Here is a 20,466-nt window from a genome sequence, read left to right on the forward strand (position 1 = left end):
AGCCAGAGGTCAACTTTCCTTCTGTAATCGGCAAGCCACCGCGCCCGAATCGTGGAGGCGGGCGGAGGCTGACCGCATGGGTGTGAAGGTCAGTGTGATCGTCAATGTCCACAATCCGGGTGACACCGCCGACGCGTGCCTCCGCTCCGCGCTGGAGCAGACGATGCCCGCGGCCGACTACGAAGTGATCCTCCTGGACGATGGGTCCACGGACGGGATCGCGGAGCGGCTGGACGCCATCGCGGCGGCCCGCGACAACGTACGCACGTTCCACCTCCCGTACACGGGCTCGCCGATGCGCGGCCGCAACGTCGGCCTGGCAGCCGCGACCGGCGACTACGTCTACTTCCTCGATCAGGGCGACCGGCTGGAACGTGACGCCATCGCCCGCATGCACGAGCGTGCCGTGGAGACCGACGCGGACGTGCTGATCGGCCGCCTGGTGCGCGACCACGGCTCACCGCTGATCGCCTTCGCGCGGAGCACCGCCCGCGCCGACATCCTGCGCGACCGCCTGCTCTGCCTGCTCGGCCCTCAGCAGCTCTACCGGCGCGCCTTCCTGGAGGAGAACGAGCTCGGCTTCAGCGTGCCCGGCGGGCGGCTGGCCGAGCAGGCGTTCGTGATGCGGGCGTACCTGCAGGCCAAGGTCATCGCCGTGCTGGCCGAGCAGGTCTGCTGCCACCTCGGCGAGCGCCCCAAGGCCGAAGAGGATCCGCGGGCGATGGTCAAGGAGCTCAGGGCGCTGCTGAACGACGTCGACACCTACGTCGGCGAGGGGCGGCAGCGCGACCGCATCTACGGCTACTGGTTCCGCTACGCCGTCCTCCGCCCGCTGCTGACCAGCCGGTTCGCCGACTCTTCCGTCGACAGGGGCATGCACTTCCGCCTCGTCCAGGAGCTCATGTCCGAGCGCTTCCCCGAGCGGCTCGACCGCTACCTGCCCTGCCAGCTGCGCGCCGTCGCCGCGTTCGTCAGGGAGGGCCGTCTCGACCAGATCGTGTTGCTCGCCGGCTCCTCCAAGCGGTCCGGGCTCCACACCGAGCTCACCGAGGTGCGCTGGGACGCCCACGTCCTGGTGCTCGAGCTCACCGTGGAGGTCAAGGGCGGCGACGGCCGGCTCGACCGATACCGTACGGACGGCGCGCGCATGCACTGGATCCCGCCGCGCGCCATCGACGCCAAGCTGCTCGGCGAGAGCGTCACCGACGTGAGCGAGGCCGTCGAGCGGGCCCGGATCGAGGTCTACGTGCGGCACGCCGAGACCGGTGTCGTGCACTTCCTGCCGCTGGCCCAGCGGGTGGAGGTGATCGAGGACGGCCGCCGCCGGGTCCGGGTGCAGATCAAGGGCGAGACCAGGATCGACGTGACCACGGCCGCATTCGGGGAGCCGCTCAGCCCTGGTCACTGGGAGGTGCACGTCCGCATGTTCGGCGGCGCCAACCAGGCCAGGAGCCGGGTGAGCCGCCCCGACGGCCCGCTCAACTGCCTGGGCGTGCTGGCCCAGCGGCCCAGGACGCGGCTGGTGGTGCCGTGCTGGACCGATCGGGGCGAGCTGGGCCTGGCCATCGAGCCGCGCTCGTTCTCCGAGTCGATCGCGCTGGTGTCGCCCGCGGTGGAGGTCAAGCAGGTGGACGGGCACGCCTACGTGGTGCTGCCGGTGCCGTACGTGCCGCCGAGCGGCGGGCCGCCGCTGGAACTGGTGCTGCGCAGCACCGGGCGCAGCGAACGCGAGGTGTGCGCCCCCGCGCTGGTCGAGGCCGGGGTGCCGGGCAAGATCGCCGGACAGCTCGTGGCCAAGCTGCCGGTCAGCCGCCTGCCGAGCGCCGACCGCCTGGGCCCAGGCGGCTGGCTGACGTCGCTGCGCTCGCCGGACGATGAGGTCGGGCTGCGCTTCGCGCTGGAGGTGCGCAGGGGCAGGGTCGAGGCACGTCCTGCCACCGCCATCGACCCCGAGCGCCGCTCACCGATGGGCAGGGGCACCCTGCTGCACCGGATCTGCCGGCGGCTGCCCGGCGCGCGGCACATCATGCGCCTGGCGCGCGCGGGCGGGCACCGCTACCTCAGGTGACCCAGCCCTCGAGCTCCTCGAAGGCGTTCCTGAAGACCGGCAACATCGGCTTCAGCCGGTCGGGATAGACGTCCACCAGGCTGTCCAGATGGTTGCCGCCCTCGACCCGGTAGTACTTGAACGGCCGGTGCGGTCCGACCATCGCGGCGTAGACGTCGGAGTCGCGGGAGATCGGCAGCAGCGTGTCGAGCGTCCCGTGAATCGTGATCAGCGGCTTGGTGATCCGGCCGGTCAGCCCGATCTTCGCCACGGCGGCGTAGGGCTTGCGCGCGTCATAGTCGTAGTCGGCAGCCGCGCCCTGGTAGGACGGATCCAGCTCCTTCTGGTAGAGCTGCTGGGTGAGCTCCCAGTAATACTGCCGGTGGAACGGCCAGAGGAACTCCGAGCCCGCCGCGAACCCGGCCGCCCGCACCCCGGCCTCGTCCGGATACGCCTTCAACGCCGGCGGCAGGAAGTTCAGCAGGTTGTCGCCCTGGACGCGCCACAGCGTGCCTTCCCAGTCCACGCCGCCGTCGTAAAGCCAGCCGCGGTTCTCCAGCTGCCACCTGACGAGGTAGCCGCCGTTGGAGATGCCCGCGACGAACGTGCGCGCGGGCTGCTTGCCGTACCGTTGCCTGACCACGGCCTTGGCGGCCACGGCGAGCTGGGTGACGCGGTGGTTCCACTCGGCGATGGCGTCGCCGGGCCGGCGGCCGTCCTCGTGGAAGTTCACGCCGACGTTGCCCTTGTCGGTGGCGGCGAAGGCGTAGCCCTTGGACAGGACCCAGTCGGAGATCGTGTAGTCGTTGGCGTACTGCTCCCTGTTGCCCGGGGTGCCGCTGACGACCAGACCGCCGTTCCAGTGGTCGGGAAGCCTGATCACGAACTGGGAGTCGTGGTTCCAGCCGCGTGTGGCGTTGGTGGTGGAGGTGTCGGGGAAGTAGCCGTCGATCTGCGTGCCGGGCACGCCTGTCGGGTTGACCGTGGCGGCCGAGTGCAGCCCGGCCCAGTCGGCGGGGTCGGTATGGCCGGTCTTCGCGGTGCCGGCCGTGGTCAGGTCGGCGAGCGTGGCGACGACCGCGCGTTCCGCGCCGGGCACCGTGAGCTGCTGCGGCGCCGTTAACAGGCTCGCGACCAGGGTGAGCGCGACGATCATCTATGCCTCTCTCAGGTGGGCGGCCAGCAGGCGCCGGAACTCTCCGGGGTGTTCCAGGTGCGGGCTGTGGCCGCAGTCCTGGAGCACGGCCTCGCGGTACGGGCCGTACCGCTCCAGGACCTCCCTGGTCTGGGCCAGCATCGGCTGGGCGGACGTACCGGGGGAGCCGGGCACCACGCCGAGCGCGCCCAGGTGGGCCAGGTCGAACAGGGACGTGTCGGAGACGATCATGTCGTCGGCGCCCCTGATCCACAGGATGGGCGGCTTGGGGTCGATCTCGTGAAGGTCGTCCAGGCGGAAGTGGGTGGGGGCGATGGCGTTGAGCACGCCGTGTTTGCCCGGCGCCACCCCCGGCCACGCGGCCGACGTGGCCCCGTCACCCGGGTAGTGCGTCTCGCCCACCCGGGTGGTGAGCATCGAGCGCAGGTAGAAGTCCTCGTCGGGGACCTCACGGTTGTTGACGTACGCGGAGCGGAAGACGTTGCGCGGGGACGTGGGCGCCTCATCCGACAGGTCGCCCGCCTTCAGCCGGGCCACGAAGTCCGGATTCGCGGCCCCCGCTCCCGAGCCCGCGCCGTCGGCGTGGGTCAGCCGGCCGTCGGCGCCTTCGGTGCCGCCGAAGCCGTACGGGGAGATGGGGTTGACCAGGGTGACGCTCCTGACGGCGCCTGGGCGGTCCCGCAGGGCCTGTAGGACGACGCCGCCGCCCATGCTCCAGCCCACGAGGTGCACCCCGTCCAGGCCGAGCTCCTCGATCAGCTCCAGGACGTCGTCGGAGTAGTCGCGCAGGCCTCGCGTGGCGTCCACCGGCTCGGGATCACTCTCGCCGAAGCCGCGCAGGTCGACCGCGAGCGGTCGGTAGCCCTCCGGCAGCGCCGCCATGCTGTCGCGCCAGAACGCGGCCGAGGAGACGTTGCCGTGCACGAACAACACCGGCTCGCCGGACTCCCTGCCCGCGACGGTGAGGACGTTCTGCGTGAGCCGCGGCGTGGTGACCTTCATTGCGCGTGGATCCTTTCGGCCAGGTCGCGGCCCTGGGTCTCGCGGGCGGCGTAGACCGCGACCAGGGTGAGGACCGCCGCCAGACCAAGGTAGAGCGAAATGGGCACGCTGCTCGAGTAGGTCTTCAGCAGCGTCACCGCGATGATCGGGGCCAGCGCGCCCGCCACGATCGCCGACAGCTGCGCGCCGATCGACACGCCGGTGTAGCGCATCCTGGTGCCGAACAGCTCGGAGAAGAACGCCGCCTGCGGGCCGTACATCATGCCGTGGAAGAGCAGGCCGACGGTGACGGCGAGGGTGATCGCGAAGAAGTTGCCCGTGTCGATGAGCGGGAAGAACGCGAAGATCCACACCCCGATGCCGGCGGCGCCGGCCAGGTAGATCGGGCGGCGGCCGACGCGGTCGGACAACGCGCCCCACATCGGGATCGTGACGAAGTGGATGGCCGAGGCGATCAGCACCGCGTTCAGCACGGTCGAGTTGGGGATGTTGTTGGACTTGGCGTAGGTGATGACGAAGACGGTCAGCAGGTAGAAGGAGATGTTCTCGGCCAGGCGGGCGCCGATGGCGGTGAGCACGTCCTTCCAGTGGTAGCGCAGCACGCCGACGATCGGCGCCCGCTCCTCGGGCGGAGCCTGCTGAAAGACCGGCGACTCGCTGATCGACAACCTGATCCACAGGCCGATCAGCACCAGCACGCCCGACAGCAGGAACGGCACCCGCCAGCCCCACGACAGGAACGCCTCGTCCGGCTGCCAGGCGGCCAGCGCCGCCAGCACACCGGTGGCCAGCAGGTTGCCGCCGGGTGCGCCGGCCTGCGGCCAGGAGGCCCAGAAGCCGCGCCGTGCGTTGTCGCCGTGCTCGGAGACGATGAGCACCGCGCCGCCCCACTCGCCGCCGAGCGCGAAGCCCTGCACGAGCCTGAGGGCCGTCAGCAGCAGCGCCGCGGACGGGCCGAGGGTCTCGTACGTCGGCAGGCAGCCGATGAGGAACGTCGCGACGCCCATCATCAGCAGGCTGACGACCAGCAGCGTCTTGCGGCCGACCCGGTCGCCGAAGTGACCGAAGACCAGGCCGCCGAGCGGGCGGGCGACGAATCCGACGGCGTAGGTGAGGAACGACAGCAGCGTGCCGGTCAGCGGGTCGGATCCGGGGAAGAAGAGGGTGTTGAAGACGAGAGCGGCTGCCGAGCCGTACAGGAAGAAGTCGTACCACTCGATGGTGGTGCCGATCAGGCTCGCGGCGACGATCTTCTTGATGGAAGTGGCCATGCCGGTCACGGTAAAGAGTGACCGGCATCACTCATATGGAGTCCGGGCCCACAGTCTGCGGTGTGGATGTGTGGCCGAGCCGGTGCAAGCGCAGCGCCAGCTGGATCTCCAGCGCGCGCTCCGGCTCCAGCCAGCCGTCGCCGAGCAGCTTTCCGATCCGGTCGAGCCGCTGCGTGACGGTGTTGACGTGAATGTGCATGACCTCGGCCGTACGGGACGGCGAGCCGCCCGTGCCGAAGTACGCGCTCAGCGTGTCGGCCAGCGCGGTGCCCCGGCGCGTGTCGTAGTCGATCACGGCGCCGAGCACCCGGTCCACGAACCCGTGCACATCGCGGCCGTCACCGACGAGCAGCCCGACGAAGCCCAGCTCGGCCGCGCTCGCCCCGTCCCCGGCCCGGCCCAGCGCGATCAGCGCCTCGGCGCACCGCCGTGCCTCCAGGTAAGCCGCGGCCACGTCCCCTGTGCCGCCCCGCAGGTCCGCTGTGCCCCCACGCAGCTGCCCGGCGCCGCCACGCACACCGCAGGCCCCGGCCGTGGCCGGGCTGTGCAGCGACGCGCTCAGCTCAGCGGCCACCCGCTGTGCGACGGAGCCCGCGTGGTCGCCGGGGACCAGCAGCACCACCTCGTCCCCGCGCCCGGCGGCCAGCCCGTGCCGCTGCGTGGCCTGCGACGACGCCCAGAACGCGGCCCGTTCCCGCTGCCCGCCGTGCTTGACCACCACCACGACGTGCGGTGCCCCCAGATCGACCCCGAGCCTGCGTGCCCGGTCGGCCAGGCCAGGGGAGTCGGGCCGCGCGATCAGGTCGTCCAGCAGCTCGCCCCTGACCCGCCCCTCGGCCTCGGCCACGCTTCTCCTGAACAGCAGCAGCAGCGCGCACACCAGCGCCGCCCGCTCCAGGATGCGCTCATCGGCGTCGTCGCTGCGCAGGATGAGCGTGCACAACGGCTCCCCGCCGACGTCCACGGACGCGATCAGCAGATCGCCTCTGCGCACGGTGCGCCCCAGCGCCCTGGACGCCTGCGCCGCCTCGAACACCCCGGAGTCGAGCTCCCCGACGTCACCCGTGATCGCCCGCCCCAGGTCGTCCAGCACGGCGAGAGAGCCGCCGAGCACGTCGGTCACCACGGCGGCCACGTCCTCGATCCCGCCGCCGCGCAGCACCAGCGAGGTCATCCGATCATGGGCCAGCGCCGCCCGCTCCACCGCCTCGCCGTGCTCCCTGGCCGTCCGGTGCGCCTGGGACAGCTCCTCCAGCGCGTTCCTGGTCTCCTGCAGCAGCCTGGCGTTGTCGATCGCGACGGCGGCGTGCGCGGCCAGGCTGGCCAGCAGCGACACCTCCTCCTGGTGGAACGGCCTGGCGCTGCGGTTGGCCGCCATCAGCACGCCGATCACCCGCTTGCCCAGCCGCAGCGGCACGCCCAGGATCGCGACCAGGCCCTCCTCCTTGACGGCCTCGTCGATGTGGTCCTTGTGCCGGAAGCGGGCGTCGGCGAAATAGTCGGCCGTCGAGTACGGTGTCGCCGTCTGCGCCACCAGCCCGCCCAGCCCCGCACCCATGGCCAGCCGCAACGCACGGAACTTGGCCGAGATCGACCCGTCCGTGACCCGCATGTACGTGTCGCCCTGCTCGGGGTCGTGCAGCGTCATGTAAGCGATATCCGTGGCCAGCAGCTGCCTGGCCCGGTGCACGATGGCCTCCAGCACGGCGTCCAGGTCACGCAGCGCCGCCAGGTCGCCGGCGGTGTCGTACAGGGCCGACAGCTCCGCCTCGCGCCTGGCCCGCCGCTTGAGCAGCGCCCGCACCTTCAGCGCGGCGACCTTGGCCTGCTCCAGCTCCTCGATCGCGGCCGGGTCCGCACCTCGCGCCCTGGCCTCGATGATCGGCCCCTCGAACTCGACCGCCGACGCCTCCCTGGCCAGGAGCTCGAGAAACCGGGTGCTCACTACCGCGCCGTCCAACCACCGTCCACCGGCAGCGAAACGCCGGTGATGAACGCGCCGCTCGGCCCGCACAGATAGGCGACCAGCTCGGCCACCTCTTCCGGCTCGATCAGCCGCTTGATCGCGGCGGGCTGCAGCATGATGTCCTCGACGACCTCGTCAGGCTCGATGCCGTGCACCCTGGCCTGGTCGGCGATCTGCGCCTCGACCAGCCCGGTCCGCACGTAGGCGGGGCACACGCAGGTCGAGGTCACCCCATGGGGCGCCCCTTCGAGCGCCACGACCTTGGAAAACCCCTCCAGCGCGTGTTTGGCCGTCGTGTACGCCGACTTGAACGGCGAGGCCCGCAACCCGTGCACCGACGAGATGTTCACGAACCTCCCCCAGCCTCTGGCGTACATGCCGGGCAACACCCGTCGCGCGATCAGGAACGGCGCCTCCACCATGACACGCAGCATCGTGGCGAACACCTCGGGCGGGAACTCCTCGATCGGCGCGACGTGCTGGAACCCGGCGTTGTTCACCACGATATCGATGGGCTCGTCCGGCAGCGCGGCCACGAACCCCGAATCGCTCAGATCGGCCACCACGGCCGTGCCGCCCACCTCGGCGGCCACCTTCTCGGCGGGCTCGGCCCGCAGGTCGAGGACCAGCACCCTGGCCCCGGCCGCGGCCAGCCGGCGGGCGCAGGCCGCCCCGATACCGCTCCCCGCCCCCGTCACCAGCGCGGTCCGCCCAGTCAGCTCCTTCGCCATACCCCGCACCCTAGGCGCTCGCCGCGCCGGGACGCATGGGTGCCGACGACATAGATCGGTGCCCTGCTATGTGGATCAACGGGTCTGCTATCTTTGGACACATGATCGCGTATGCGCAGCAGTGGTGGCCCGCCTCCTAGGCGGACCTCGCAGCGCATACGCACACGGCCGCCTCGACGAGGCGGCCGTCGGCATCTCCACACGCGCCCCCGTCGAGCTCTGAAGAAAGGGGCGCTCCTCGTGACCAGCACCACCACTCCCACCACCTGGCCCGAACTGTTCGCCTTGCTCCTCGACGGCACGTCCCTCACCGCGCGCCAGGCCGCCTGGGCCATGGAGCAGATCATCTCGGGGGAGGCCACGAACGCCCAGATCGCCGCGTTCGTCATCGCCCTGCGTGCCAAGGGCGAGAGCGTGGAGGAGGTGTCCGGGCTGGCCGACGGCCTGCTATCCAGGTCGGCGGCGATCCGGATCCCCGGTGATCCCGTCGACCTCGTCGGCACCGGCGGCGACCGCGCCAACACCGTGAACATCTCCACCATGGCCGCCATCGTGGCCGCCGCCGCGGGCGTGAAAGTGGCCAAGCACGGCGGCCGGGCGGCCTCGTCCAAAGCCGGCGCCGCCGACGTGCTGGAGGAACTGGGCGTGGTCATCGATCTGCCGCCCGCCGCGGTGGTCGAGGTCGCCGACAAGATCGGCATCACGTTCTGCTTCGCGCCCGCGTTCAACCCGGCGATGCGGCGCACCGCGGGGCCGCGCCGCGAGCTGGGCGTCCCCACGGTCTTCAACTTCCTGGCCCCGCTCACCAACCCCGCACTCCCGCCGGCGCAGGCGGTCGGCGTCTACCACCCGGCGATGGCTCCCGTCATCGCGGGCGTCCTGGCCCAGCGTGGCGGCTCCTCACTCGTCTTCCGCGGTGACGACGGGCTCGACGAGCTGACCACCTGCGGACCCTCGACGATCTGGCTGGTACGCCGCGGCACCGTGACGCGGATCGCCTTCGACCCCGCCGAGCTGTCCATCCCGCGGGCCCACCCCGACGACCTGCGCGGCGACGACGCCAAGCACAACGCCGCCGTGGCGCGGGCCGTCCTGATGGGCGAGCGGGGTCCGGTGCGGGACGTGGTCCTGCTGAACGCGGCCGCCGCCGTCGTGGCCGCCGAGGGCACGCCGCCCGCGGACGAGCTCACGCCCGCCCTGGCCGGCGCCTACAAGCGGGCCGCCGACGCCGTGGACTCCGGTGCCGCCCTGTCCCTGCTCACCCGCTGGGGGCACGCCACGCGGGCGCTCGCGTCAGCGTCTGATCATTAGGTCCGGATCCTTAAGGTCTGGTCATCGACAGGACGTCGAGCGCGGCGTCGAGCTGGTCCTCGGTCAAGGTGCCGTCGGCCACGTGGCCGCGCTCGATGACGACCTCGCGGATGGTCTTGCGTTCCGCGAGCGCCTGCTTGGCGATCCTGGCGGCCTCCTCGTAGCCGACGTACTTGTTCAGCGGTGTGACGATCGAGGGGGACGACTCGGCGTACTCGCGCAGGCGGTGCGTGTTCGCCGTGATGCCCGTGACGCAGCGGTCGGCGAGCAGGCGCGAGACGTTGGCCAGCAGCCTGATCGACTCCAGGATGTTGCGCGCGATGACCGGCAACTGCACGTTCAGCTCAAAGTTGCCCGACGCGCCGGCGAACGTGATCGCCGCGTCGTTGCCGATCACCTGGGCCGCGACCATGGTCGTGGCCTCGGGGATCACCGGGTTGACCTTGCCGGGCATGATCGAGGATCCGGGCTGCAGGTCGGGCAGGTTGATCTCGCCCAGCCCGGCTCGCGGCCCCGAGCCCATCCAGCGGAGGTCGTTGGCGATCTTGGTGAGCGACACCGCCACCACCTTGAGCTGCCCCGACAACTCCACAATGGAGTCCTGCGCGCTCTGGGCCTCGAAATGGTCCCTGGCCTCGATGAACGGAATGCTGGTCGCCTCACGCAACTTGGCGATGGCCGCCTGGGCGAATCCGGGCGGGGTGTTGATGCCGGTGCCCACGGCGGTGCCGCCCAGAGGCAGCTCCAGCACGCGCTCAAGGGCGGCGGACACTCGTGCGACAGCGTGGTCGATCTGTGTGGCGTAACCGCCGAACTCCTGGCCCAGCGTCACCGGGGTCGCGTCCATCAGGTGGGTGCGCCCCGACTTCACCACTCCGTCGAACTCGATCGCCTTCTGCCGCAGCGCCGTCGCCAGGTGCTGGAGCGAGGGCAGCAGGTGGTACGTCACCTCGGTCGCGGCCGCCACGTGGATCGAGGTCGGAAAGACGTCGTTGGACGACTGGGAGGCGTTCACATGGTCGTTCGGGTGCACGGGGCGGCCCAGCCGCTCCTCGGCCAACGATGCGATCACCTCGTTGGCGTTCATGTTGGACGAGGTGCCCGAGCCGGTCTGGAAGACGTCGATCGGGAAATGGTCGTCGTGCTCGTTCTCGGCGACGTCGGCGGCCGCCTGCGCGATCGCCTCGGCCAAGTCCTTGTCGATCACGCCCAGCTCGCCGTTGACCTCGGCGGCGACCGCCTTGATCAGGCCCAGCGCGGCGATGTGGGACGGCTCCAGGGGTCGTCCGGAAATCGGGAAATTCTCCACTGCCCGCTGGGTCTGGGCGCGCCACCTCGCACCTGCGGGCACGCGAACCTCGCCCATCGAGTCATGCTCGATCCTGAACTCGCTCATGCCTCCCAGTCTTACGCACGGTCCCCGACGGCTGCGGGGGTGCCGTGCTCAGGCGGAGAAGAGCGCGACGATGAGCACGGCGATCACCACGGCGGCCGCGGCGGCCACCGCCATGAGCACCAGCATGCCGTTACGGTTGCCCGCGGGCTGCTGCTCCTCCTGCCCGGCGATGGCGAACAGGTCCGTCCCCAGGCCCTTGCCCTGATGCGGTCCCTGCGGGCCCTGCTGGGGCGCCGCCTGCTGCGGGTTCTGCGGCCTCGCGGGCTGCTGGGGCGCCTGCTGCTGCTGCCCCGCCGGGGGCGCGGGCAGCGGGTAGACCTGCTGGCCAGGCGAACCGCTGTGCGGTGTCTGGATGCGCATGGTGGAGACGGAGCCCTCGTCGCCGGGCGGCTTCGGCGGCTGCCCCTGCTGCGGCGCCGTCGGGAACGTGCCCTTGGGACGCGCGATGCTCACCGTCCGCTCGGGATCGTACGCCGTCTCGGGGGACGCCGCCTGAGGCCCACTGCCCGCCGCCCCGGCTCCACGCGCCTCCGCTGCCGGGCCGCCGGCCTGTGCCCCCGGCCCGGGGGTCTGTGCCCCTGGGCCGCCGCTCTGCGCCCTTGGCCCACCGGCCTGCGAGCCGGGACCCTGCGCTACCGGCTGCTGGCCATGTGGGTGGCAGGTGCTCTGCGGCACGGTGGGCGCGTTCTGGCCGCGCATCGGCCCCTGAGGTCCCGACGCCGGCCCTCGCCCGCCCCCGGGCACCTGAGGCCCGGACACAGGCTGCGGCCCCGGCCCGCCAGGCCCACTGCCCACCGATCCAACGCCGCCCAGGCGACCCACACCGGGTCCACCGGGTCCGCCCGCACCGGGTCCGCCCGCACCGGGTCCGCCCGCACCGGGTCCGCCCGCACCGGGTCCGCCCGCACCGGGCCTGCCGGCGTGCGGCAGTCCGGCGCCGCCTGCGCCGGGTCCGCTTGCGCCTGGCCTGCCTGCGCCGGGTCCACCCGGGCCACCCGCGCCGGTTTCGCCAGCACCGGGGCTGCCGGCGTGCGGCACTCCGGCGTCGACTGCGCCTGGCCTGCCCGGGCCTCCGCGGCCTGCGGGGCCGTGTCCGGGAGCGCCTGCGCCGGGCCTGGCGGGCGCGCCACGACCGGCGGGGCCATGCATGCCGGGGCCGATCGGCCCGTGTCCAGGACCGCCGACGCCGGGGCCGCCAGGTGCTTGGGCTCCTGGGCCTGCCGGGCGCCCCTGCACGCCAGGGCCACGCTGCACGCCAGGGCCACGCTGCATGCCAGGGCCACCCTGCGCGCCGGGACCGCCCTGGGCGCCAGGGCCGCCGTGGGCGCCCGGCCCGCCCGGCCCGGCGGGGGCCTGGCCGGCAGGAGGCTTCGGGGCGGCGAACGGATCGGGCAAAGCAGCCTCCTGCGCCATGAGAGCCTCGGCCGTCAGCACCGGCATCTCGCTCGTCGGGGTGTCGGCGACCATGCGCAGCAAGGTCTCCGCCTTGGCAGCGTGGAGCCGCTGCCGATAGTCCTTGTTGAGCAGCCCGTTCAGCACGGGCCGCAGCTGCCCCGCCTGCGTGGGCGGATCGGCGCTCTCGGTGAGGAGCGCCGCCAGCGTCTCCGCGATCGTGGACCGCTCATACGCCGGCCGCCCCTCCACCGCGAAGTACAGCGTCGCCCCGAGCGACCAGATGTCCGACTCGGGCCCGGTGTATTCACCTCTGGCGCGTTCCGGGGCCGTGTAGCCGGGTGAGCCGATCACCATGCCTGTCTTCGTCAGCCGTGAGTCGCCCTCGGCCTTGGCGATCCCGAAGTCGGTCAGCACCACACGGCCGCTCTCGGTGATGAGCACGTTGCCCGGCTTGACGTCGCGGTGCGTGATGCCCTGGGCGTGCGCGGCACGCAGCGCGCCGAGCAGGTCGACGCCGATCTCGGCCACGAGCCGGGGCGGCAGTGGCCCCTCCTCCTCGATGACCTGCTCCAGCGAGCGGGCCTCGATGAGCTCCATGATGATCCACGGGCTGTTGTCCTGGATCAGCACGTCGTGAATGGACGCGACGGAGGGGTGGTTGATCCGCGAGGCGATGCGGCCTTCACGCACCATACGTTCGCGCAGCTCGGACCGCTGTTCCTCGGTGAGTCCCGGGTCCTGGCGGATTTCCTTGACCGCCACCTCGCGCCCGAGCGCGCGGTCGCGGGCTCGCCACACGGTGCCCATGGTTCCCCGACCGAGCGGGGCTATGAGCTCGTAGCGCTCCGCGAGCAGGCGTGTCTGCTGTTCCGGCATGAGAAGAAGATATCGATTCTCGCTTGGGAAGTGCTTTACCCTCGCTTGCGAAGTTCTCTTGGCCAGAACCGCCGAGGAAGGCACAACTTTATCACCGTCGCCTTGAAACGGGCATAAGCGGACGGTGTGGGCCGTGGTTCAACACGCTTCCTGTGCAGGCCCTCGCCGGGTTTACGCTCCTGCCGCGGCACGGGAACGGTCATCGTCGTCATGACGTCGGCCCGGTGCAGCCCGCGATGCGCGGGCCTGCGTGTGAAAGACGGCGGTGTGATCCCAGGTCCAGAACGTGGGGGTTTGCGCGGCGTCAGCGGCTCCTCGGCCGAGCCGCCGGCGGCCACCCTGGCCAGCATGAGCGAAGCGCGTACGGAATCGAGCCTGGTCTGCGGGTCGATCCTGAGCAGCGCGTCAAGCACGGGAGCGAGCGGCCCCGCCTTGGTCATCGGGATGGGCTCGCCACTGGTGAGCGCCGCGAGCGCGGCGGCGGCCGTGCGGCGGCCGTGCAGGCCCCTGCCCTCGACGGCGGTGTAGAGCGTCGCGCCGAGCGACCACAGATCACCGGCCGGGCTGGCCTTCGAGCCGAGCACCCGCTCCGGGGCGATGTATCCCGCGGACCCCAGGACGATCCCCGCCTGGGTGATGGAAACGTCACCTTCGAGTGCGGCCAGGCCGAAGTCGGTGAGCACCGCCCGGTCCTCGGTCACCAGCACGTTGCTCGGCTTGACGTCGCGATGCAAGATCCCCTTGGCGTGCACGGCCCGCAGCGCGCCGAGGATCTGCCTGCCGATCTCGGCGACCCTGCGCGGATCGAGCGCGCCCTCCTCCTGGATGAGCTGCTCCAGTGACTTGGCCCTGAGCAGCTCCATCACGATCCACGGACGGTCGTCCTCGGTGACCACGTCGAAGACGGTGATGACCGATGGGTGCGCGACCATCGCGGTCGCCCTGCCCTCGCGCTCGGTGCGAGCGCACAGCTCGGCACGCAGCTCCTCGTCGAGCACGGTGGGCAGCCGCACCTCCTTGACCGCCACGTGGCGGTTGAGCAGCTCGTCGTGTGCCCGCCAAACGGTGCCCATGCCGCCGCGCCCGACAGGCTCCATGAGCCGATAGCGCGCCGCGAGTAGGTAACCGGAGGGCGCACGCATGCCTGGCAGCTTACCTATTTGTGTAAACCGACCAGTAGAGGCGCGGCCGATAAATTGTTGCGAACTTAAGTCAACCGGTCTGACTCGCCCCGTCAGCAATCGCACGGAGTGCGGCGCGATGTTCACTCCCCGCTGCGATCGTGATCGTGGACGGCGAGCGTGACGGCGGATCGGGCTCACCGGCGGTCCCCGCCGGTGAGCCCGATCAGTTGCTGCGCGTTATCCCAGCTCACGGTGGGTGTGTCGAGCGGCACACACCGGTGGCGCGCAAAGATGCATGATGCCTTGTAGGGGACTTTCATGTACGGGGAAGGCCCGCTGACAGGAACTCAAGAGAGCCGTCAGCGAGTTGTAAGGGTGTCGTAAGGGGGCGGGGGCATGGTTAAGCCATGAGAGAAGGCGATCTCCCAGAGACGGCCGAAAGTGTCAGTGCCGATCGTCACACTGGGAGTGAATCCGGAGCTCGACAACTAACCGCAGACCGTTGAGGGACGTGATGAAGATGCGCCAGACACAGGTTCGCCGCCGGCCGAAGAAGCCGACCGGAGCCGCACTGGACCTTCGCACGCCGTCGGGGCGCAAGCTCCCCTTTTGAAGACCCGGAATCCGCAGCGCAAGCTGAGAGGTGCGCGATGTGCAGTCACTACCCCCCTTGCCCCAGTGCCGAGGCGCCCGATCGTGAGGCGTCGCACGTGATCTCGGCCCACCCCGACCAGGGCTGGAGCCTGTTGTGCAACGGTGTCGTGCTGTTCGAGGACACTGGTCTGCTGCTGCCCGACGGCACCGTCGTGGCACCGCACCGGGCGCCCCTGCAACTGGCCGCCTGACCAACCCCTGGCTCGCCAGACCCCCTAGCTCACCCGACTCCTAACTCACCCGACGCCGGTGCCGAGCGGCGCGAAACACCCGGCACCCTTCGGCGTCGGCAGGCACCCGCTCAGCGACGCCCGATCGTCAGGACCGGTCCCGTGCGATCGGTGAAGAAGTCTTCGCCCTTGTCGTCGACGACGATGAACGCCGGGAAGTCCACCACCTCGATCTTCCAGACCGCTTCCATGCCCAGTTCGGGATATTCGAGCACCTCCACCTTCTTGATGCAGTCCTGCGCCAGCCTGGCCGCCGGACCGCCGATGGAGCCCAGGTAGAAACCGCCGTACTTCTGGCAGGCCTCCGTGACCTGCTTGGACCTGTTGCCTTTGGCCAGCATCACCATCGAGCCGCCCGCCGCCTGGAAGCGCTCGACGTACGAGTCCATCCGGCCGGCAGTCGTGGGCCCGAACGAGCCGGAGGCGTAGCCCGACGGCGTCTTGGCCGGTCCCGCGTAGTAGACGGCGTGGTCCTTCAGGTATTGCGGCATCTCGCCGCCGTTGTCCAGCAGCTCTGCGATCTTCGCGTGGGCGATGTCGCGGGCGACCACGAGAGGGCCGGTCAGCGACAGCCGGGTCTTGACCGGATATTTCGTCAGCTCGGCGAGGATCTCCGGCATCGGCCGATTGAGGTCAACCTGGACGACACCGTCGGACAGGTGCTCGTCGGTCGTCTCCGGCAGGAAGCGCGCCGGGTCGGTCTCCAGCTGCTCCAGGAACACGCCCTCCGGCGTGATCTTCGCCAGCGCCTGGCGGTCGGCAGAGCACGACACGGCGATGGCCACCGGGCAGGATGCCCCGTGCCTCGGCAGGCGGATGACGCGGACGTCGTGGCAGAAGTATTTCCCGCCGAACTGCGCCCCGATGCCCAGCTTCTGCGTCAGCTCGAAGACCTTCGCCTCCATCTCCAGGTCGCGGAATCCGTGCCCGGACGGCGACCCTTCGGTGGGGATCGAGTCGAGGTAGCGGGCGCTGGCGTATTTGGCGGTCTTGAGCGCGTACTCGGCGGAGGTGCCGCCCACGACGACCGCCAGATGGTAGGGCGGGCAGGCCGCGGTGCCGAGCGAGCGGATCTTCTCCTCCAGGAAGGCCATCATGCGCTTCTCGTTGAGCACGGCCTTGGTCTCCTGGTAAAGGAACGACTTGTTGGCCGAGCCGCCGCCCTTGGCCATGAACAGCAGCTTGTATTCGTCCGGATGGCCGTGCGGGTCCTCGGCGTAGAGCTCGATCTGGGCCGGCAGGTTGTTGCCGGTGTTCTTCTCCTCCCACATGGTGAGCGGCGCCATCTGCGAGTAGCGGAGATTGAGCCGGGTGTAGGCGTCGTACACGCCGTGTGTGATGTGCTCGGCGTCGCGCCCGTCGGTCAGCACGTGGCGGCCGCGCTTGCCCATGACGATCGCGGTGCCGGTGTCCTGGCACATCGGCAGGACGCCGCCGGCCGAGATGGAGGCGTTCTTCAGCAGGTCGAGCGCGACGAAGCGGTCGTTGCCGCTGGACTCGGGGTCATCGACGATCTTCCGGAGCTGGGCGAGGTGGGAGGCCCGCAGGTAGTGGGAGATGTCGTGGACGGCCGTCTCGGTGAGCAGCCGCAACGCCTCCGGCTCGACCTCGAGGAACGTACGCCCAGCCGCCTCGACCTTCCGCACCCCCTCCGTCGTGATCAGCCGATATTCGGTCTCATCGGCTCCCAGCGGCAGCAGGTCGGTGTAGTCGAACTCGCCCATGTCCATCCTTTCGCGTTGCCTAGAGATTACGCGCTCGCTCTCTCCCTTCGTGCTGCGACCGGGGCCTTCGCCAGCGATCGACCGGCGGTGAGGCCCACGACGATGCCCGCGATCACCAGTCCCGCCCCGAGCAGGTCGTACGTGGACGGCGTGGCGATTCCCAGGATCACCCCCGTGGAGATCGCGCCCACCGGGATGAGCCCGGCGAACAGCCCGGCCAGGCCCGGACCGAGCTTGGGAAGCGCGGTGTACCAGAGGAAGAAGGCCAGCACCGTGATGACGACGGCCAGATAGGCGAATCCGAGCGCCTCCGCCGCCGTGGGCGTCCTGAACATCGCGGCGCCCTCGGTGAGCAGCCCGACCGCCACCAGCATGGGCACCGACAGCGCCGTCGAGTACGCCGACAGCCTGATCGCCCCCAGCTTCGGCAGCAGTGGGATGGCGAGCACGGAGAAGCTCACCTCGCCCACGAGCGCGCCGAGCGCCCACAGCAGCCCGGGCAGGTTGCCCGTGCCGAGTCCTGTGGCCAGCGTCGCCCCGGCCACCACCACGCTCGCCCCGATCAGCAGCCGGGGTGCGGGACGCCCGCCGGCCAGCGCCAGCCACAGCGGAACGGTGCCGAGGATGGTCCCGACCAGCGCCGGGCCCGAAGAACGCGTGGACTCGATCACACAGACGTTGAAGAACACCAGGCCGAGCAGGGTGAGTCCGCCGAGGCAGAGGCTCTCCCTGAGCGTCAGCCGGACGAACCGGAGGCCGAGAGCCCCCGTTATGAGGAGCAGGATGACCGCTGCGACGAGATACCGGACGGCCTGTCCGCCGTATAGGGGGTATGCGCCGACGAGCCCCGACACCCCGGCCAGTGTCCCTACCAGGAACATGGCCGAGGCGGCGCCCAGTATGCCGTTTCTCATGTGAAGGATGCTAGGTAGACAATGGTTCGCACAAACAGTCCAATGTCCGGCCGAAAGACAGGACCAATATGGCTGACCTTCATATCCAGATAAATCGCGATAAGGGGGGCATAGCTGGGCAGATCGCGTCCGAGCTGCGCGACTCCATCCGCGGCGGCCGGCTGGCCCCGGGGACCCGGCTGCCCGCCACCCGCGACCTCGCCACCGACCTCCAGGTCTCCAGAGGCGTGGTGGTGGAGGCGTACGAGCAGCTCGTCGCCGAGGGATTCCTGGTCTCCAGGGTGGGCGTCGGCACCCAGGTCACCCCCAAGAACTCCACGGTGACCACCCGCAGGCCGCCCCGGGCCGCGCCAATGCGGGCCAAGCCGGTGCGCCGCGCCACGGCCAGCCCTTTCTACGGACACCGCCCCACTTCTCCCGACCTCGGCCATTTCCCCAGGGAGCGCTGGCTGGCGGCGGTGCGGCACGTTCTGGCCACCGTGCCGTCCGATGCCCTCGACTACGGCGATCCCGGCGGCGTGCCCGAGTTGCGCGAGGAACTGGCCGGCTACCTCAGGAGGGTCCGGGCGGCCGACGTGCGGCCGGAGAACCTCGTCGTCGTCGGCGGCGTGGCCCAGGGGCTCAGCCTGGTCCTGCACGTGCTGTCCCAGCACCGCGCGCCGCGCCTGGCCGTCGAGGACCCCACCAGTCACCGTCAGCGCCCGCTGCTCAGGCGGGCGGGCGCGCACCTGGTACCGGTGCCGGTGGACGAGGAGGGCCTGGACGTGCGGCGGCTGAGCGGGGACGCGGTCCTGGTCACGCCGGCGCACCAGTATCCGACCGGCGTGGTCCTGTCCCCGGCGCGCCGCGCCGCTCTGATGGAGTGGGCGGCCGCGGGCAACCGCGTGATCCTGGAGGACGACTACGACGCCGAGTTCCGGTTCGACCGCGACCCCGTCGGCTGCCTGCAGGGCCTGGCGCCCGAACGGGTGGTCCTTTCCGGCAGCGTCAGCAAGGCACTCGCCCCCGGGCTGCGCATGGGCTGGGTGGCGGCCCCCGCCGAGCTGGCCGAGGCGATCCGGCGGGCGCGGGGGGAGCAGGACCTGGGCTCGCCCGTCATCGAGCAGTACGCGCTGGCCCACTTCCTGCGTACCGGCGGCTACGACAAGCATCTGAGGCGGATGCGCAGGGAATACCGTCGCCGCCGGGACGCCCTGGTCGCGGCGCTGGCGGCGGACCTGCCCGAGGTGCAGGTCAAGGGCATCGAGGCGGGCCTGCACGCCTACCTGGAGCTGCCGGGCGGCTGGGACGAGCACCAGGTGGCGCGGATCGCGCAGGCCATCGGCGTGTCCGCCGAGCCGGTGGGGCCCATGCGGGAGTCGCCGGGGCCGCCGGCCGTCGTGGTCGGGTTCGCGCGGTTGCCGGCGCACAAGGCCGCCGAGGCCGTACGCGGCATCAAGGAGAAACTGCTGACCGAGGGAGAACGCCTCACTTAGCGCGAGGAGTCAGCGGCCTGCTTCGGCTGGAAGCCGGGCGCCAGCGCGATGATGGCGGCGGCCAGCACCAGCGGCGCGACGAACGCCACCCGCATGTCCGTGGCGTCCGCGATGCCGCCCACCAGCGCCGCGCCCACGATGAAGCCGACGTAGTTGAAGAGGTTCACCCGGGCGATGGCCACCCCGGTCCCGGCCGGGTCGAGCCTGCCCGCCGCCGAGAACGACTGCGGCGCGACCACCGCCAGCCCCATACCCGTGAGGCCGAACGCGACGATGCCGAGCGGCTGGCTCGGGGCCAGCACGACACCCAGGAAGCCGAGCGTGGCGATCACACCGCCGATCCTGACGATGGCGGCGGGGCCGTACCTCCTGACCGCGACGTCGCCGCCGAGCCGGACGACCAGCGTCGTGGCCTGGTACGCCGCGTAGGCCAGCGGGATCACCTGCGGTCCCGCCGCCAGGACGTCCTTCATGAACAGGGTGTTGAAGTTGGAGACCGCGGCGTCGCCGATGTACAGGAAGGCCATGGCCAGGCAGAGCGGGAGAATCGGCCGCCACGGGAAGCGGCCCTCGGCCTGGACGGACGTGCTCTCGACCTTCTCCTCCTCGATGGTGCACAGGTTCGGCCCGGCGTAGAGCGAGCCGGCCACGGCGACGACCATGGGGATCGCCATGACGAGCGGTAGCGGCAGGCCTGCGGCAACCGACGCCCACAGCGCCCCTGCCAGGCTGAACACGCTCCACATGCAGTGGAAGCCGTTCAGCACGTGCATGCCGTACCTGCGCTCGACCGCGACACCCTGCATGTTCATGCCGGCGTCCACAGCGCCCACCGCCACCCCGAACACCAGCAGCACTGGCACCAGCAGTGGCACGCTCGGCGCGAGCCCGGTCAGCACCACGGCCGCGGCGACCACCGGCTGGGCGATGCGCAGCAGCAGCTTGCTGCCGAACCGGGCGGCGAACGCGCCGGCCGCCACGCTGCCGACGCCCGCGAACACGGGCACGATCAGCAGCAGCACCGTCAGCGTGCCCTCGTCGAGCCCGTGTTTGGCCTGCAGATTGGCGACCTGGATGAGCAGCGAGGCGAAGGACAGCCCTTGCACGGCGTAGACCACATATGTGGCGAGGCGGGCCTGGCGATCACGCGGGGACGGCACGGCGGCCTCCTGATTGGGGGGGAGATCAAACGTG

General features: G+C 70.9%; 15 protein-coding genes. 4 read left to right on the top strand and 11 right to left on the bottom strand.

Annotation, left to right across the window (positions count from 1 at the left end):
• The first annotated feature begins 76 nt into the window (after positions 1 to 76).
• On the top strand, positions 77 to 2,068 hold the full coding sequence (locus ACTWQA_RS20110) for a glycosyltransferase family 2 protein (protein ID WP_443160701.1): 1,992 nt from the start codon (positions 77 to 79) through the stop codon (positions 2,066 to 2,068).
• Here the strand turns inward: ACTWQA_RS20110 and ACTWQA_RS20115 are convergent.
• The 5 genes from ACTWQA_RS20115 to ACTWQA_RS20135 are packed head-to-tail and all read right to left on the bottom strand — an operon-like array spanning position 2,061 to position 8,173.
• Positions 2,061 to 3,203 carry an alpha/beta hydrolase family protein gene (locus ACTWQA_RS20115; RefSeq protein ID WP_443160702.1) on the bottom strand — a complete coding sequence of 381 codons (1,143 nt, stop codon included), beginning with the start codon at positions 3,201 to 3,203 and terminating at the stop codon, positions 2,061 to 2,063. The genes ACTWQA_RS20110 and ACTWQA_RS20115 overlap by 8 nt on opposite strands.
• Positions 3,204 to 4,205, bottom strand: coding sequence for an alpha/beta fold hydrolase (locus ACTWQA_RS20120; RefSeq protein ID WP_443160703.1), 1,002 nt, complete (start codon positions 4,203 to 4,205; stop codon positions 3,204 to 3,206).
• A complete protein-coding gene (locus ACTWQA_RS20125; protein WP_443160704.1) occupies positions 4,202 to 5,476 on the bottom strand; it encodes an MFS transporter in 1,275 nt (424 codons plus the stop codon). The genes ACTWQA_RS20120 and ACTWQA_RS20125 overlap by 4 nt, the downstream gene beginning before the upstream one ends.
• Before the next feature lie 31 nt (positions 5,477 to 5,507).
• Entirely contained in the window at positions 5,508 to 7,421 is a 1,914-nt protein-coding gene (locus tag ACTWQA_RS20130; RefSeq protein ID WP_443160705.1) for a helix-turn-helix domain-containing protein, read from the bottom strand.
• A complete protein-coding gene (locus ACTWQA_RS20135) occupies positions 7,421 to 8,173 on the bottom strand; it encodes a 3-hydroxybutyrate dehydrogenase (RefSeq protein WP_305920985.1) in 753 nt (250 codons plus the stop codon). Before ACTWQA_RS20135 ends, ACTWQA_RS20130 begins: the two co-directional genes overlap by 1 nt.
• 240 nt (positions 8,174 to 8,413) lie before the next feature.
• Between ACTWQA_RS20135 and trpD the strand changes: the two genes are divergently transcribed.
• Positions 8,414 to 9,484 (top strand): anthranilate phosphoribosyltransferase, encoded by a 1,071-nt coding sequence (trpD, locus tag ACTWQA_RS20140; RefSeq protein WP_443160706.1) that lies wholly within the window; start codon positions 8,414 to 8,416, stop codon positions 9,482 to 9,484.
• 10 nt (positions 9,485 to 9,494) lie between these two features.
• Here trpD and ACTWQA_RS20145 read toward each other — a convergent pair whose 3' ends face one another.
• From ACTWQA_RS20145 to ACTWQA_RS20155, 3 genes are read right to left on the bottom strand one after another with little or no spacing between them, the layout of a single operon-like run.
• The gene (locus ACTWQA_RS20145) at positions 9,495 to 10,880 is read right to left on the bottom strand and encodes a class II fumarate hydratase (RefSeq protein ID WP_443160707.1); all 1,386 of its coding nucleotides are present in this window, start codon (positions 10,878 to 10,880) and stop codon (positions 9,495 to 9,497) included.
• Positions 10,881 to 10,928: 48 nt separating this feature from the next.
• A complete protein-coding gene (locus ACTWQA_RS20150) occupies positions 10,929 to 13,151 on the bottom strand; it encodes a serine/threonine-protein kinase (RefSeq protein WP_443160708.1) in 2,223 nt (740 codons plus the stop codon).
• A gap of 35 nt (positions 13,152 to 13,186) precedes the next feature.
• Positions 13,187 to 14,293: a serine/threonine-protein kinase gene (locus tag ACTWQA_RS20155; protein ID WP_443160709.1), complete on the bottom strand. Its 1,107-nt coding sequence runs from the start codon at positions 14,291 to 14,293 to the stop codon at positions 13,187 to 13,189.
• 632 nt (positions 14,294 to 14,925) lie between these two features.
• Between ACTWQA_RS20155 and ACTWQA_RS20160 the strand changes: the two genes are divergently transcribed.
• Positions 14,926 to 15,120: a DUF5999 family protein gene (locus ACTWQA_RS20160; RefSeq protein ID WP_305920980.1), complete on the top strand. Its 195-nt coding sequence runs from the start codon at positions 14,926 to 14,928 to the stop codon at positions 15,118 to 15,120.
• Between the two features lie 110 nt (positions 15,121 to 15,230).
• Here the strand turns inward: ACTWQA_RS20160 and ACTWQA_RS20165 are convergent, their stop codons facing one another.
• Together ACTWQA_RS20165 and ACTWQA_RS20170 are read right to left on the bottom strand one after the other, a co-directional pair.
• The gene (locus ACTWQA_RS20165) at positions 15,231 to 16,883 is read right to left on the bottom strand and encodes a fumarate hydratase (RefSeq protein WP_443160710.1); all 1,653 of its coding nucleotides are present in this window, start codon (positions 16,881 to 16,883) and stop codon (positions 15,231 to 15,233) included.
• A 26-nt stretch (positions 16,884 to 16,909) separates the two neighbouring features.
• On the bottom strand, positions 16,910 to 17,797 hold the full coding sequence (locus ACTWQA_RS20170) for a DMT family transporter (RefSeq protein WP_443160711.1): 888 nt from the start codon (positions 17,795 to 17,797) through the stop codon (positions 16,910 to 16,912).
• A gap of 68 nt (positions 17,798 to 17,865) precedes the next feature.
• Here ACTWQA_RS20170 and pdxR point away from each other — a divergent pair, with 68 nt between their 5' ends.
• Positions 17,866 to 19,272, top strand: a complete 1,407-nt coding sequence (gene pdxR / locus ACTWQA_RS20175; RefSeq protein WP_443160712.1) for a MocR-like pyridoxine biosynthesis transcription factor PdxR — start codon at positions 17,866 to 17,868, stop codon at positions 19,270 to 19,272.
• Here pdxR and ACTWQA_RS20180 read toward each other — a convergent pair.
• Positions 19,269 to 20,432: an MFS transporter gene (locus tag ACTWQA_RS20180; protein WP_443160713.1), complete on the bottom strand. Its 1,164-nt coding sequence runs from the start codon at positions 20,430 to 20,432 to the stop codon at positions 19,269 to 19,271. The genes pdxR and ACTWQA_RS20180 overlap by 4 nt on opposite strands.
• Positions 20,433 to 20,466: the final 34 nt, after the last annotated feature.

Origin of the sequence: Nonomuraea sp. 10N515B, assembly GCF_052245915.1 — a bacterium.
Classification (GTDB): Bacteria; Actinomycetota; Actinomycetes; order Streptosporangiales; family Streptosporangiaceae; genus Nonomuraea.